Source organism: Streptomyces atratus (assembly GCF_040655115.1).
Lineage (GTDB): Bacteria > Actinomycetota > Actinomycetes > Streptomycetales > Streptomycetaceae > Streptomyces > Streptomyces atratus_D.
The window spans coordinates 38,505-53,486 of record NZ_JBFAJH010000050.1 but is presented as its reverse complement, the minus strand read 5'-3'; the positions used below and the strand labels follow the sequence as shown (position 1 = coordinate 53,486).

12 protein-coding genes are annotated in these 14,982 nt (G+C 70.1%); 2 read left to right on the top strand and 10 right to left on the bottom strand.

All coding sequences use genetic code 11. From position 1 onward, the window contains the following. Positions 1 to 245 precede the first annotated feature (245 nt). Together AB0I23_RS33925 and AB0I23_RS33920 are read left to right on the top strand one after the other, a co-directional pair. Positions 246 to 1,043, top strand: coding sequence for a carbon-nitrogen hydrolase family protein (locus AB0I23_RS33925; RefSeq protein ID WP_359115250.1), 798 nt, complete (start codon positions 246 to 248; stop codon positions 1,041 to 1,043). A 49-nt stretch (positions 1,044 to 1,092) separates the two neighbouring features. Beyond that, positions 1,093 to 2,799 carry a flavin monoamine oxidase family protein gene (locus AB0I23_RS33920; RefSeq protein ID WP_359115247.1) on the top strand — a complete coding sequence of 569 codons (1,707 nt, stop codon included), beginning with the start codon at positions 1,093 to 1,095 and terminating at the stop codon, positions 2,797 to 2,799. 6 nt (positions 2,800 to 2,805) lie between these two features. On the opposite strand, the gene AB0I23_RS33915 is transcribed toward AB0I23_RS33920, so the two are convergent. The 10 genes from AB0I23_RS33915 to AB0I23_RS33870 all read right to left on the bottom strand — a co-directional run bounded on the left by AB0I23_RS33915 (position 2,806) and on the right by AB0I23_RS33870 (position 14,808). After that, the gene (locus tag AB0I23_RS33915; RefSeq protein WP_359115244.1) at positions 2,806 to 3,654 is read right to left on the bottom strand and encodes a fumarylacetoacetate hydrolase family protein; all 849 of its coding nucleotides are present in this window, start codon (positions 3,652 to 3,654) and stop codon (positions 2,806 to 2,808) included. Positions 3,655 to 3,693: 39 nt separating this feature from the next. Further along, positions 3,694 to 4,707: a hydroxyacid dehydrogenase gene (locus tag AB0I23_RS33910; RefSeq protein ID WP_359115241.1), complete on the bottom strand. Its 1,014-nt coding sequence runs from the start codon at positions 4,705 to 4,707 to the stop codon at positions 3,694 to 3,696. Next, positions 4,691 to 5,752, bottom strand: coding sequence for a dihydrodipicolinate synthase family protein (locus tag AB0I23_RS33905; RefSeq protein ID WP_359115238.1), 1,062 nt, complete (start codon positions 5,750 to 5,752; stop codon positions 4,691 to 4,693). Before AB0I23_RS33905 ends, AB0I23_RS33910 begins: the two co-directional genes overlap by 17 nt. Positions 5,753 to 5,760: 8 nt before the next feature. Continuing rightward, complete coding sequence (locus AB0I23_RS33900; protein WP_359115236.1) at positions 5,761 to 6,789, bottom strand: NAD-dependent epimerase/dehydratase family protein; 1,029 nt, start codon at positions 6,787 to 6,789, stop codon at positions 5,761 to 5,763. 6 nt (positions 6,790 to 6,795) lie between these two features. Then, on the bottom strand, positions 6,796 to 7,746 hold the full coding sequence (locus AB0I23_RS33895; RefSeq protein ID WP_436847043.1) for a carbohydrate ABC transporter permease: 951 nt from the start codon (positions 7,744 to 7,746) through the stop codon (positions 6,796 to 6,798). A gap of 2 nt (positions 7,747 to 7,748) precedes the next feature. Next, entirely contained in the window at positions 7,749 to 8,654 is a 906-nt protein-coding gene (locus AB0I23_RS33890; protein WP_266988015.1) for a carbohydrate ABC transporter permease, read from the bottom strand. A 336-nt stretch (positions 8,655 to 8,990) separates the two neighbouring features. After that, positions 8,991 to 10,247, bottom strand: coding sequence for an extracellular solute-binding protein (locus AB0I23_RS33885; protein WP_359115233.1), 1,257 nt, complete (start codon positions 10,245 to 10,247; stop codon positions 8,991 to 8,993). 47 nt (positions 10,248 to 10,294) lie between these two features. After that, positions 10,295 to 11,551, bottom strand: coding sequence for a Gfo/Idh/MocA family protein (locus AB0I23_RS33880; RefSeq protein WP_359115230.1), 1,257 nt, complete (start codon positions 11,549 to 11,551; stop codon positions 10,295 to 10,297). Positions 11,552 to 11,591: 40 nt separating this feature from the next. Continuing rightward, positions 11,592 to 13,745, bottom strand: a complete 2,154-nt coding sequence (locus AB0I23_RS33875) for a peptidase C14 (protein ID WP_359115227.1) — start codon at positions 13,743 to 13,745, stop codon at positions 11,592 to 11,594. Between the two features lie 208 nt (positions 13,746 to 13,953). Continuing rightward, on the bottom strand, positions 13,954 to 14,808 hold the full coding sequence (locus tag AB0I23_RS33870; protein ID WP_359115225.1) for an IclR family transcriptional regulator: 855 nt from the start codon (positions 14,806 to 14,808) through the stop codon (positions 13,954 to 13,956). Positions 14,809 to 14,982 lie beyond the last annotated feature (174 nt).

The following is a 14,982-nucleotide window of genomic DNA, read 5'->3' as shown; positions in this document are numbered from 1 at the left end:
CCCACGTCAGGGCAGACAGAAGCACCCCCGGCGCGCGCCACGGGATTTACCACGCCCCCGGCGCGCACCGAAGGTGCGCTGGATCGCTGACCTGCGGAGACGCTCCACGCAACGAATCACCGCCGGACAGGCGAATTGCGCAATGGATCGACGGTCGGCGCGCAACGCTCGCGCCTTGTCCGGCGGGATTACCGGCCCGTACCGTCTATACGTCCCCGCCCCGCCCGCACTGCCCGAGGTCAGCCATGCCGCCGTTGCGCACCGCCCTGCTCCAGAGCTCCGGACGTCCGGGCTCGGTGGCCGAGAACATCAAGACACTCGACGAGGCGGCAGAGCGCGCGGCAGCCGCCGGGGCGCGGCTGCTCGTCTGCCCCGAACTGTTCCTGACCGGGTACGCCATCGGCGACGACGTACCCCGGCTGGCCGAGCCCGCCGACGGCGCGTCCGCGCGGACGGTCGCCTCCATCGCCGTGCGGCACGGGCTCGCGGTCCTCTACGGGTACCCGGAGCGCGCGGACGAGCTGATCTTCAACTCCGCGCAGCTGATCGGTCCCGACGGCACCCGGCTCGCCAACTACCGCAAGACCCACCTCTTCGGCTGCTTCGAGCAGCAGTGGTTCACACCCGGCGAGCAGACCGTCGTCCAGGCCGAGCTCGACGGCGTGCGCATCGGGATCATGATCTGTTACGACGTCGAGTTCCCGGAGAACGTACGGGCGCACGCACTCGCCGCCACCGACCTGCTGCTGGTGCCGACCGCGCAGATGCACCCCTTCCAGTTCGTACCCGAGTCCCTTGTGCCGGTCCGCGCCTTCGAGAGCCAGATGTATGTCGCGTACGTCAACAGGACCGGCCCGGAAGGCGAGTTCGAGTTCGTCGGACTGAGCTGTCTGGCCGGCCCCGACGGCGCGGTCCGCACCCGCGCCGGACGCGGCGAGGAGCTCGTGTTCGGCGAGGTCGACCCGGAGTTCCTGAGTGCGTCCCGCGCCGCCAACCCGTATCTGCGCGACCGCCGCCCCGGCCTGTACGGCTCCCTCGTCTGAGTCCACCGCGCCCCTCTCTTCCCCTGCCCTCGCAAGGAGTCCCCACCCCATGACGTCCACGGTGCCCAACGCCGTCCAGCACACCGACGCGCAGCCGCCGATCATCATGTTCGGTCCGGACTTCCCCTACGCGTACGACGACTTCCTGGCGCACCCCGCGGGGCTCGGGCAGATACCGGCGACCGAGCACGGCGCCGAGGTGGCGGTCATCGGCGGCGGGCTCTCCGGCATCGTGGCCGCGTACGAACTGATGAAGATGGGCCTCAAGCCCGTCGTCTACGAGGCGGATCAGATCGGGGGGCGGCTGCGCACCGTCGGCTTCGACGGGTGCGACCCCTCGCTGACCGCCGAGATGGGCGCGATGCGCTTCCCGCCGTCGTCCACGGCGCTGCAGCACTACATCGACCTGGTGGGCCTGGAGACCAGCCCGTTCCCCAACCCGCTCGCGCCGACCACCCCGTCGACCGTCGTCGACCTCAAGGGCGAGTCGCACTACGCGGAGACGATCGACGACCTGCCGCAGGTCTACCGCGACGTGATGGACGCCTGGAACGCCTGTCTGGAGGAGGGCGCCGACTTCTCCGACATGAACCGGGCGATGCGCGAGCGCGACGTCCCGCGGATCCGGGAGATCTGGGCGAGGCTCGTCGAGAAGCTCGACAACCAGACCTTCTACGGCTTCCTCTGCGCCTCCGACGCCTTCAAGTCGTTCCGGCACCGTGAGATCTTCGGCCAGGTCGGGTTCGGCACCGGTGGCTGGGACACCGACTTCCCCAACTCCATCCTGGAGATCCTGCGGGTCGTCTACACCGAGGCCGACGACCACCACCGCGGCATCGTCGGCGGCAGCCAGCAGCTCCCGCTGCGGCTCTGGGACCGCGAGCCGCAGAAGATCGTGCACTGGCCGCTCGGTACCTCGCTGTCCTTGCTGCACGACGGGGAGCCCCGTCCCGCCGTGACCCGGCTGCACCGCACCGCCGGGAACCGGATCACCGTCACCGACGCGACCGGCGACATCCGCACCTTCCGGGCGGCGATCTTCACCGGGCAGTCCTGGCTGCTGCTCTCCAAGATCGCCTGCGACGACGAGCTGTTCCCCATCGACCACTGGACGGCGATGGAACGGACCCACTACATGGAGTCGTCGAAGCTGTTCGTCCCCGTCGACCGGCCGTTCTGGCTGGACAAGGCCGTCGACGGCAGGGGGGTTCCCACCGGGCGCGACACCATGTCGATGACGCTCACCGACCGGATGACCCGGGGCACGTACCTTCTCGACGACGGGCCCGACAAGCCGGCCGTCATCTGCCTCTCGTACACCTGGTGCGACGACAGTCTGAAGTGGCTGCCGCTCTCCCCGAACGAGCGCATGGAAGTGATGCTGAAGTCGCTCGGCGAGATTTACCCGAGCGTCGACATCAGGAAGCACATCATCGGCAACCCGGTGACCGTCTCCTGGGAGAACGAGCCCTATTTCATGGGCGCGTTCAAGGCCAACCTGCCGGGCCACTACCGCTACCAGCGGCGGCTGTTCACCCACTTCATGCAGGACCGGCTGCCCGCCGACAAGCGGGGGCTCTTCCTCGCGGGCGACGACATCTCCTGGACGGCCGGGTGGGCCGAGGGTGCCGTGCAGACCGCGCTCAACGCCGTCTGGGGTGTGATGCACCACTTCGGCGGTGCCACGGACGCGACGAACCCCGGCCCCGGGGATGTCTTCGACGACATCGCCCCGGTCGAACTCCCGGAGGACTGAGCGGCGTCACGCGGGCCGGCAGACGCTGCGCTGCCGGCCCAGGCCGGAGATCTCGACCTCCATCACATCGTCCGGTCCCAGGTACGGGAAGCGGCCGGACAACGCCACGCCCTGCGGTGTACCGGTGTTGATGACGTCCCCGGGCTCCAGCACCAGATACTGCGACAGATGGTGCACCAGATGCGCCACGCTGAAGATCATGTCCGCGGTGCTGGAGTCCTGTCGAGGCTTCCCGTTGACGTAACTGCGCAGCCGCAGCTGCTGCGGGTCGCCGGCCTCGTCGGCCGTCACCAGCACCGGGCCCAGCGGGTTGAACGTGGCGCAGCTCTTGCCCTTGGACCACTGGCCACCCGACTCCTCCAGCTGGAAGGCGCGTTCCGAGACGTCGTTGCTGACGGCGTAACCGGCGATGTACGAGGCGGCGTCGGCGGGTGAGTCCAGGTAGGCGGCGCGGCGGCCGATGACGACGGCCAGCTCCACCTCCCAGTCCGTCTTCTTCGAACCGCGCGGGATGAGGACGTCGTCGTACGGGCCGACGATGGTGTTCGGCGACTTGTAGAAGAGGATCGGCTGCTCGGGCGGCTCGGACCCGGACTCCACGGCATGGGCCGCGTAGTTCTGGCCGATGCAGAGCAGCGCGTGCGGACGGGCGACGGGCGCGCCGATCCGCTCCCCGGCGACATCGGTCTCCGGGAGCTTCGGCTCGGCGGGGATCAGGTGCGGCTTCTCGGTGAGCGCGGCGAGGAACGCGCCGTCGATGTCGTCGGTGACGCCCGACAGGTCGTAGTGACGGCCTTCGGGGCAGACGAGGACCGGACGCTCGTGGCCCGGCTCGCCGATGCGCATCAGGCGCATGGGAACTCTCCTGAAAGGTGAGGGGGATGGCGCGGTGGATCAGTGCAGGCGGGTCAGGGCGTCGACGGTGACGGCGTGGGCCGGGGGCTGCCCGGCCAGCAGCCGCAGCACCTCGCCGACGGCACTGGCACCGAGCCGCTGCCGGCACTCGACACTGCCCGCTGCCTGATGCGGGGTCAGCAGCACATTCGGCAGGGCGCGGAACGGGTGGTCCGACGGCAGCGGCTCGGCGTCGAACACATCGATCGCCGCATCGAGCCGGCCCGACCGCAACTCGGCGAGCAGCGCGTCCTCGTCGACCAGCCATGACCTGGCCGTGTTCACCAGGCCCGCCCCGTCCGGCATCAGCGCCAGCTGTCCGGCGCCGACCATCCGATGGGTCTCCTCCGTCACCGGCGCGTGCACGGCCACGATCCGGCTGCGTGACAGCAGTGTGTCCAGAGGGACGGACTCCACGCCGAGCGCCCTGGCGTCCGCCTCGGACAGGAACGGGTCGGTGACGGAGACCCGCGCGCCCATCGCCTGCACCATCGCGATGTACGCCCGCCCGGTACGGGACGCGCCGATCACCCCGATGCCGCTGCCGTGGATCTCGTGGCGGGGCGGGGCCTCGCTCGCCGCCGCCCAGTCGGCGCCGCCCCGCAGCGCGTGGTCGAAGCGGTGGATGCGGTGGAGCAGCGACAGGGTGAAGGCGAGTGCGACCTCGGCGACCGGCCGGGCCATCTCGTCCCCGGCCTGGGTGACACGGATCCCGCGCCGGAACACCTCTGCGGTGACGTAGGGGGCGACGGCCGAGCCGGTGTGCGCCACGAGCTCCAACCGGTCGGCCGCCGCCAGGAGTTCGGCGTCGACCTTGGGGGCGCGCCAGGAGAGGATCAGCGCGCGGGCGCCGGGCAGCGCCGCTGCCACCGCCGCCCGGTCGGAGTGCTCGTCGAGGACGGTCAGTTCCGCCGCGCGTGCCAGCTCCTGCCAGACCGCGCCGGTGAAGAACTGGGCGCGCAGCCGGGGCGGTACGGCGACGACGACCCGGGGGCGGTCAGGAGAGCCAGGCATCGAGGTGCTCCGCAATGAAGGCGTCATCGGTCAGCCAAGGGTAGGCGGTGGCCACCCGGGTGATCTCGTCCGCCTGCCCGGGGGAGAGCGTCTCGGCCGGGTCCAGGCACCGGATGTTCGCCAACAGGCCCTGTCGGCGCAGCACTTCGTGCACGCCGGCGATGCAGCCGCGGAACGCGCCGCGGACATCGAAGACCGCGCTGTTGGCGTCCGTCAGCTCGGAGCGGCGGGCCAGGCAGCGCACCATCGCCGCGTGGTCGCCGGCGCGGGCCGCGCGGACGTCGTCGAGGAGGGTGGCGGCGGAGCTCGTCCATACGGCCCACTGGCCGAGGAGCCCGCCCGCGAACCAGCGCCGCGTGCCGTTCGCCGTCTCGTACGGGGTGAGCAGGTCACCGATGATGTCGTCGTCGTTGCCGGTGTAGAGCGCCACCTCGTCGGCGCGGTCGGCGGCGGCCACCGCCCGTACGACATCCGCGGTGCGGTACCGGTCGAACGGAGCGACCTTCACGGCGACCGTGGACGGCAGATCGGTGAAGGCCGACCAGAACGCCGGGGAGAGATAGCGCCCGCCGACGGCCTCCTGGAGGTAGAAGCCGATCACGGGCAGCACCTCGCCGACCGCGCGGGCCCGCTCCAGCAGACCCTTCTCGTCGGCGCCCGGCACGGCCGGGCTGAGCAGCACGGCGTCATAGCCGAGCGCGGCGGCGGTCTCGGCCTCGGTGACGGCCTGCGCGGTGTAGCCGCAGGTGCCGGCGACCTTGATGAACGGGCGGCCCGCCTCGGCGTCGATGGTCTCGGCGGCGAGTTCGAGTACCGGCCCCAGGAGACCGATCCCGGGCTCCCGGATCTCGAACTGGGTGGTGTGCACGGCGACGGCGACACCGCCGGCCCCGGACGCCAGGTAGTAGCGGGTCAGCGCACGCTGACGCCGCTCGTCGAACGTACCGTCGGCGTGCAGTGCGAGCGGGTGGGCGGGGATCACCGCCCCCCGGGCGAGCGCGTCGAGGGAGGGCGTGGCCGTGGCCGCGGTGGAGGGAGTGGACATGGAGTGGATCAGAACCTTCCGTCACGGACCTGGAACTTGGTGGGTTTGCCGGACAGTGGCAGCCCGCGGCGCAGCCAGTCGGCCTGCCATTCGACGAGCGTGCGCAGGGTGACGTCCGGGTAGCCGAAGAGAGCATGACAGCGGCTGGCGTCGGAGAGCAGCGCCGTCGATGCTTCCTCGCCCTCGAACACCGGCTCCCGGCCGAACTCGGTGCCGAACCACTCGGCGATCCGGCGCACCGAGGCGGTCTCGGGGCCGGTGAGGTTGAGGGTGAACGCCTGGCCGTCGGTGGCGTGCAGCAGCGAGCGCAGCGCGACCTCGTTGGCGTACCCCTGCCACACCACGTTCGCATGACCGGTCGTCACATCCACGGGCTCGCCCGCCTGCACGCGGTAGGCGATGTCGGCGAGAACGCCGTAGCGCAGGTCGACCGCGTAGTTGAGGCGGATGATGGCGACCGACGTGCCGCGGGTCAGCGCGGCGTGGCCGAAGATCCGCTCACGGCCCAGGCAGGACATGGCGTACTCGCCGACCGGCCCGACCGGGTCGGTCTCGGTGCAGCCGCCGGAGGAGACGGGCACCAGCGGGTACACATTGCCGGTGGAGAACGCCGCGATCCGCGACCCGGACCAGCGGCGTGCCACCCGGTCCGGCATGGCGGCGTTCACCGCCCAGGCGTGTGAAGGCGCCCCGGCCGAGCCGAACTTGGCGCCGACCATGAAGACGACGTTTCCGGCGTCGGGCAGCTCCGCCAGATCGGCGGCCGGGTCCATCAGATCGAAGGCGACGGTACGGACCCCTGCTCCCTCGAGTTCCTCGGCGGCGGACCTGTCCGACCAGCGGGACACGGCGTACACCGTGGTGTCCGTACGTCCGGCGGCGTCCAGCGCACGCCGGGCCAGCCGGCACAGGCTGGGGCCCATCTTGCCGCCCGCGCCGAGGACCAGCAGATCGCCTTCGAGGCGGCCGAGGTCGGCGACGAGCGCGGGGGAGGGGGTGGCGAGCCGCTCTTCGAGAGCGGCCTCATCGGTGAACATGCGTGGCTATCCCTTGATTCCGGACGCGGTGACGCCCTCGGTGAAGTAGCGCTGACCCACCATGTACGCGGCGAAGATGGGCACGAACGCGATGACGGAGCCGGAGAGCACCACATTGAGCGGCACGTTCTGCTGCTGGAGCGAGGCGATGCCGACGGTGAGGGTGCGCATATCGGTGGACTGGCCGATGACGAGCGGCCAGAGGAAGTCGTTCCAGTGCCACAGGAAGACGAACACGCCGAGCGTGGCGAGGATCGGCTTCAGCAGCGGCAGCACGATCCGGTGGAAGATCTGCCACTCGTTGCAGCCGTCGAGGCGTGCCGCTTCGAAGAGTTCGTCGGGCAGTCCCTGGATGAACTGCCGCATGAGGAAGACCGCCTGGGCGTTGGCCAGGGTCGGCACGATCAGACCCCAGTACGTGTCGACTCCGCCGAGCTTCGCGATCATCGCGAAGGTCGGGATCATCGTGACGTGGTAGGGGACCATCACCATCGACAGGAACGACCAGAACATGGTCTCCCGGCCGGGGAACCGCTTCTTGGCGAAGGCGTACCCGGCGAGCGAGGCGAGCAGCAGCACGCCGACGACCGAGACGACGGAGTAGACCAGGGTGTTGACCAGCCAGCGCGGCACGTCCTGGGCGTTCATGACGGTGTCGTACGCCTCGCCGGTCAGCGGCCAGGGCAGCAGGCTGCCGGGGAACTCGACCGCAGCGGACGGCTTCAGGGAGAGCACGACCATCGCGTAGAAGGGGAAGATCGTCACGATCGCGGCCGCCGTCAGCAGCAAGCCGCGGGCGATCCGGCCGGCCGGGGTGGCGCGCATGCCGTGCGGGACGGTGTCCTGCTCGGACAGTTTGTGCTGCTTGCGTTCGGCGCGGCGGGCGGCCCGGTCGGGTCCGGCGGGCGCCTGGGGTGCGGGCGCCTTCTTCTCGGTCTCCACAGGTGTTGCGGTCATGGTCACTGGTCCTTCCCGATCACGAGCCGCTGGATCACGGCGACCACCACCGTCAGCACGAACAGTGCGACGCCGATGGCGGAGGCGTAACCCAGGTCGAAGTACTTGAAGCCCGCGTCGTAGAGCTGGAAGACGAGCGTGTAGCTGGCGTTGGCCGGCCCGCCGCCCGTCATGGTGTAGACGGCGTCGAAGACCTGGAACGAGGCCGTCGTCTCGATCACGGCGAGGAAGAACAGAGCGGGTTTGAGCTGCGGCAGCACGATGTACCGGAAGCGCTGCCAGGGGCCCGCGCCGTCGGTGAGCGCGGCTTCCTCCAGTTCCCGGGGGATGTCCTGCATCCGGGCGAGGAGGATCAGCATCCCGTAACCGAAGCGGGACCAGACGCCGACGATCGCGAGCGCGGGCAGGACGAGGACGTCGTCGGAGAGCCAGGAGCCTTCGGACATCCCGAACCAGCCCATCAGGGTCGACCACGGGCCGCCGGTCGAGAAGATCCAGACGAAGACGGTCGCGGCCAGTACCAGCGAGGTGACGACCGGCAGGAAGAACACCGAACGGAAGAACCTGGCGCCGCGGAACGCACGGCGGGTGATCAGCGCCAGGGACACGGACGCGATGAGCGTGCCGGGCACGGCGAGGACGGTGTAGAGGACGGTGACCTTCAGCGCCTGCCAGAACAGCGGGTCGTCCCAGAGGCGGGTGAAGTTGTCGAGCCCGATGAAGCTGCCGCCGCCGGTCAGGGAGTAGTCGGTGAAGCTCATCAGCACACCGGCCACGCCGGGACCGAACCGGAAGGCGAGGAACAGCAGGAAACACGGAAGGACGAAGAGCAGGCCGATCCGGGCCTCGCGGCGCGCCTGCGGCCCGCTGCGACGGCCCCGGCGGGTGGGTTCCGCGACGACTGCCACGGGGATCTCCTTGCGGGACGAGGGAATTGCGGTGGGTGCGAGGCCCCTGCGGGGGGCTGCGCGGGTGTTCCGCATGGGGTGGCGCGGAACCGTACCGGTGGTGCGGGGGTGTGCCGGTGCCGGGCGGGGCCGGCTGTGGCGCGGGGGTGGTGCCGGTGGTGCTGTACGGGGTGCGGGGCGATCTCTCCGGGCCCGCGCCGGCGGTGGTGCGGTGCTGCGGCTCGGGGGTGTCCGCCGGGGGTCCGGGTTCGTGGCTCCGGACCCCCGACGGGGCTTCGGTGCGGAGCGCGCCGCGCCCCGTGGTGACGGGCGGGGACCGGCCCCGCCCGTCACGGCTCAGCGGCCGAGCATTCCCTGCGCCGCCTTCTGCGCCGCGTTCAGCGCCTCCTGCGGGCTCTTCCTGCCCAGCAGCGCCGCCTGGATCTCCGGCGCGAGCACGCCCTGGACCTCGCGGGCCTTGTCGTGCAGCGGGCCCACGGTCATGCTCGGCAGAGTCGCGCCGACCGCCGTCTGGAGCGCGTCGTCCGGGTACAGGTCGCCGCCGGACTTACGGGCCGGGAAGTAGCCCGCGGCCTTCTGCAGACCGGCCGCGTTCTGCGACTCGGCGACGAAGTTCAGCCAGTCGCCGGTGTTCTTCTTGTCGGCGCCCTTCAGCATGGACAGTGCGCCCACGGTGCCGTAACCGATCGACTCGACCTCCTTCAGCGGCGGCTGGACGACGATGTTCTCCTTGCCCCAGAACGGCTCGACGTCCGCTGGGGTGTTCTGCCAGGTGCACGCCACCTTGCCCTTGGCGACCGGTGTCTGCTCCAGCTTCGGCGTGGTCGTGACCAGGTCCTTGTCGGTGTAGCCGCCGTCGACGAGCTTCTTCAGGTACGTCAGGGCCTTGACCCCGGCCGCGTCGTTGAAGGTGACCGTCCTGCCGTCCTCGGAGAAGACGTCGCCGCCCGCCTGCCACAGCAGCGGGTAGAACGTCATGTTCAGCGTCTGCTGGGTGTCGCCGCTGTAGCTGGTGGCGTAGTAGCCCTTCTTCTTGAGCTTCGGCGCCAGCGCCTCGAGCTCCGCCCAGCTCGTCGGGTAGGTCTTCTCGCCGATCGCGGCGAACACCCGCTTGTCGCAGATCAGCGGGTTGGCGCTGGTCAGGATCGGGCTGGCGAGTGCCTTGCCGTCGACCGTGACGGACTTCAGCGCGAAGTCCGTGTAGTCCGACGTGGCGTCGGCCGGCATGTAGTCGTCGGCCGGGACGATGCTCTTGGCGTACTTCGGCAGCTGGTCGGGGATCAGGTAGACCGCGTCCGGGCCCTTGCCGGAGGCGATCGCCGTGGCCAGCGCGGTGTCGCGGTTGGCCCACGGGAAGGTCTCCACCTTCACCGTGACGCCGGAGTGCTTCTTCTCGAACGCCTTGACCAGGCCGTCCCAGTACGCCTTGTTCTTGGCCTCGTCGAAGATGACCGGGTAGGTCCACATGGTGACGGTGTTGTCGTCGCTGCCGCTGCCGGAACAGCCGGCGAGCACACCGGCGGCGAGCGCGGTGGCCAGGACGGGGGCGGCCACGGCACGGACTCTGGAACGGCGGGTGTGGAGACGGGACATGAGGTGGTCCTCCGAGGACGTGAGGGTGGGGCGGGGGTGAGGGGGTGTCACGTGGCCGGCACCGCCTGGACGGTGCCGGTGTGCCGGGCGCGCTCGGCGGCGAACGCCGCGAGATGGCTGCCGAGCGACGTGGCGGGACCGGAGCGGACGGCCCCGGCGTCACCGGTGGCCACGGCGGTGACGAACGCCTCGACCAGCGCGGCGTCTCCACCCCCGTGCCCATCGGCGGCGTTCGAACCGGATACGCCGAGTTCGTGGACAGTCGTTTCGCCGGTACGGAAGTCCTGTACGGTGACGCGTTCGCCGTCACCGCGCAGCCAGCCGTGCGAGCCGAAGACGCGGGTCTGCCGATGGGTCTGCTCGGTGAACGCCACCATCTGGAAGGTGGCGGTCACCCCGCCCGACAGCTGCATGGCGAGCACCTGGTGGTCGACCACGTCGTTGTCGCTGCGGTACGCGCAGACGCCGTACGGACCCTCGCGCAGGGCCTGCACCAACCCGGCCTCGTCGGTCGCCTCGGTGACATGGGTGACCGGCCAGACCGCGCCCTTCTCGCGCAGCGTCGGCATGTACAGTTTCAGCGCGCTGTACGGGCAGTCGGACTCCACCGCGCAGTCGAGACAGCGGTCGGCGGACCCGGCCGGGGCGTTCTCCGGCCGGAAGTGCTTCAGTCCGCCGAAGCCGGTGACCTGCTCGATCCGGCCGCCCATGATGTACGTGATCCAGTCCAGGTCGTGGCACGACTTGGCGAGCAGCATCGGCGACGAGTCCTTCTCGCTGCGCCAGGGACCGCGTACGTAACTGTGGGCGTAGTGCCACCAGCCGACCGGTTCCAGATGGTCGAGGGAGACGAGCTGCCCGAGCACGCCGGAGTCCACGACCTCCTTCACCAGGTCGGTGTAGGGCGTGTAGCGCATGACGTGGCAGACCGCGAAGAGCACCCCGGCCCGCTCGACGCCCTCGACGATCTTCCGGGTCTCGTCCTCGGTCGGGGCGAGCGGCTTCTCGGCGAGGATCGCGTAACCGGCCTCGGCGAGGGCCAGTACCGGCTCCACATGGAAGCGGTCCTGGGTGGCGACGATGACGGCGTCCGCGATGCGGTTCTCGACGAGCGGCCGCCAGTCGTCGAACTCCACGGGCGCGCCCGCCGCGGCACGCGCCGTGGGGCGCGGGTCGGCGACGGCGACGAGTTCGGCGCGGTCGGGGTGCGCCTTGATCCACTCGGCGTACGTCAGACCGCGGTTGCCGGCGCCGACGAGCGCGACCCGGACGGGCCGGCCGGTGATCGGGGGATGCGTGGACACGGGGGTTCCCTGGGACTCGTGGGTGGGTTCGGTGGTGCGGTCAGAACCGCAGCGTGGCCGCGGTGTGGGCGACGCGGCCGCCCTCGTCCGGCAGCGCGGTGCGCTCGGTGCCGTCCTCGACGCAGCCGGTGTGCAGCAGATGGCTTCCGGAGCCGGCGAAGGCCGTGGGCCGCAGTTCGAGCCGGCCGCCCGTGAAGGTGCAGCCGGTCGCCCGGTAGCGGTTGGGGCCCTCGGCGATCAGCACATGGGCGGTGTCCTTGGGTGCGGTCGAGTCGAGACCGGACAGCTGCCAGTCGACGGTGCGGCCGCTGCCGGTACGGGACAGCAGCGCGCCGTCCTTGTTGGTGCCGTTGATCCGGGCGCCGTCGATCCGCAGCCGCTGGTCCTTGGCCGAGGTCAACTTCAGTCCGGTGTTGCGGAGTTCACCGCCGGTCACGGTGATGTCGGTGTGCGTGAGCGAGACGGGTGCGGTGTCCTTGGAGCCGGTGAGGGCGCACTGGTCGAGGACGAGCGACCCGGCGCCGTTGAACACCGCACCGTCGACGCCGTTCAGCGTCGTCCGTGCGAGGGTGACCGGCGCGGCCACATTGGCCTGGGTGACCTCGGCGCCCGCCGCGAACGTGAACGCCGAGTCGGCGATCACATTGGGCCGGGCGGAGAGCGTGGACGCCTGGGAGATGATCAGTGGCCCGCTCGCCGTGCACCCGCGCAGCTGCACACCGTCGGCGTTGACCCAGAGCATTCCGGAGCCGGAGAGCGACTTCTTGCCGATGACCAGAACGTCTTCGAGCGTCAGATCGGTGATCTTCACCCGGGCGACGAACCAGGAACAGGCATGGCGGCGTACGGTGATCCGCTTGGCCCGGCCGCCCCAGGCGGCGCCCGAGTTGGCGAACGTCATCAGACCGGAATTACCCGTGTAGACGAGGTCGTGCTCGAACTGACCGTGCGTCACGAACGGTCCCTCGTCGTCGCCGTCGCCGTGGCAGTTGGTGACGTAGCAGTAGGCGGAGGCCGTGAAGTCGTTGAGATGGCGGGCGTTGGAGGTGTGACAGTCCTCGACATGCCCGTACAGGCAGTAGATCTGCTGGGTCAGATAGCCCGCGCCGCCGTAGGTGACGGACTTCGGGTTGGTCAGCGAGCACTGCTCGGTGCGGTAGTACGTGCACCAGCGGCGCATCACCACCGGCCAGAACGTGCCGACGGCCTCGATTCCGGAGACGTCGCACCGCACCGCGTACTCGTAGGCGACCGGGTGCGAGCCGGTCATCTCGTCCTCGCCCCAGCCCTCGAAGACGAGGTTGCGGACATGGGCGCGGTCGACGGGCTCGATCCGGGTCCAGGTGAGCGTCCGGCCGGCTGCCAGGTCCCAGCCGATCTGGTAGTCGACCCGGATGTGCGTCGCGTCGACGACAGCGGTGACCTGGACGAGACGCTGGATCTCCTTCTCGTACTTCCCCGACAGGGCGTTGATCTCCACGGCCCACCACTGACCGACGGAGAACTTCCCGGAGTCGCCGACCTCGAAGAGATCGGAGAGGTCCGGCATCGCCGCACCCAGGGTGTGGGTGTGCACGGTGTCGGTGACGGTGCCGCGGAAGGAGAGGACGGCGCCGAAGGGGTTGTCGTGGGTGTTCTTCTCGATGCCGTCGGTGACCATGCGGTGGCCGCCGAAGTCGAGTTCTATGCGGGATCGGTTCCACAGGTGGCGCTGGGTGAAGCGCAGGTCGGTGTGGGCCTCGATGCGGTGGACCGAGGTGTCGGCGATCATCGCGTCGAGAGCGGCGTCGGCAGGTTCCTCGGTGTCGAAGTGTCCGAAGGTACGGAAGTCGACGGTCCCGTTGTGGAGTTGGACCCAGCGGCCGGGCTTCCCGCCGGCGGGCGCGATCACAGTCCCGCCGTTGTGGGCGGTGCCGGCCTTCCTGTCCCAGCGCACGGCCATCGCGCCGCCGTCGCCCGGGGCGTGGTAGCCGGCGACCAGGACCTGGGCGCCGTCGTCGAGCGGCTGCGTGTTCAGCGCGCGCAGCTCGGCGACCGTGTCGACACGCTGCACATCGCCGGCGAGTGCCGGTTCGGCGGCCTGCGCCGAGCCGGTGGCCACGGCCGAACCGGCCATGACCAGACCGGCCAGACCCGAAGCCCGCAGCAGCGTGCGGCGGGACTGGGCAGAGGTGTGGTGGTGCGGAACGCTCATGCGGACTTCGCCTTCCGAGAAGTGCCGAGAATGAGGGAGCGTTCCTGCGATGGACTGCCATGAGGCGGATGGCTGAAAAGGGTCCGGCCGTCAGGCGTTCACGACGCGGTGGGCAGGCGTCGGAAGCGGACCGGAAGGGGTAAATCGCCGATGTCGTCTGGATGTCATCGGGGTTGGCAGGGAACCTACGACCGATGGAGCCGATCGGTCAAGAGCTGATTCCGTCGGAATGCGTTCTGTCGAGGTCCGTTGAGTCGCCCTCTTCGGGGACCCAGCCCAGCGAGACACTGATCCGCCGCGCCGCGTCCCGGACCTGACCGCCCAGTTCCTGGTAGCGCCAGGCCGGCAGGCCGAGCTTGAGCCCGGTGATGCTGATGGCCCCCGCGCACACCGAACGGTCGTCGAAGACCGGTGCGCCGATGCAGATGATGCCCTCGGCGTCCTCTTCGTCGTCCAGGGCGTAGCCGGCCCGGGCGATGTCGCGCAGATGCGACAGGAAGGTGGCCGGGTCGGTGATGGTGCGGGAGGTGCGCCGGGGCAGTCCGAACCGTTCGATCACCGCGGCGGCCTCGCTCTCCGGCACCGCCGAGAGCAGCGCCTTGCCCAGGCCCGTGCAGTGCGGCAGCTCGCGCTGCCCCATCCGCAGATCGAGCCTGACCCGCTGATCGAGTTCGACCTGGTCCACGACGACCGCATGGCCGTCCTCGGGCACGGCGAGCCGGGAGGCCATGCCGGTGGTCCTGGTCAGTTCCGTCAGCACGGGGTGGGCGACCCCGCGCAGGGACACCTGGGACCGTGCGCGGTCGCCGAGCCGGGCCAGGCTCATGCCGAGCCGGTAGCGGCGGTTCATGCCTTCGCCGTCGTCCGAGACGAGGCCGTACGCGCGCAGGGTCTGGAGCATGCCGAAGGCGGCGCTCTTGGAGATGGAGCAGGCCTGGCCGACCTCCGTGACGCTCAGGCCGTTCCCCTGTGCGGGGGCGGCGAGCGCTTCGAGGATGTCCGCTGCCCTGGCCACGCTCTTGACCCAGTACTTCGGTTCTTCTGGGGCAGCACTGTTCTTCATAGCAGAACAGCCTAGTCCCTCACGCGGGTTGAGTGGACCCCTCTGCGAGGTGAACCCGCCTGGAATGGGCCTTTCGGAGCCGGAAAGGGGTTGACCGGCACCGGGGTCGGACGTAATATCCAGGCACTGTTCTGCTCTACAGAACAGTGTTCGGAAGAATCGAACCATCGAAGA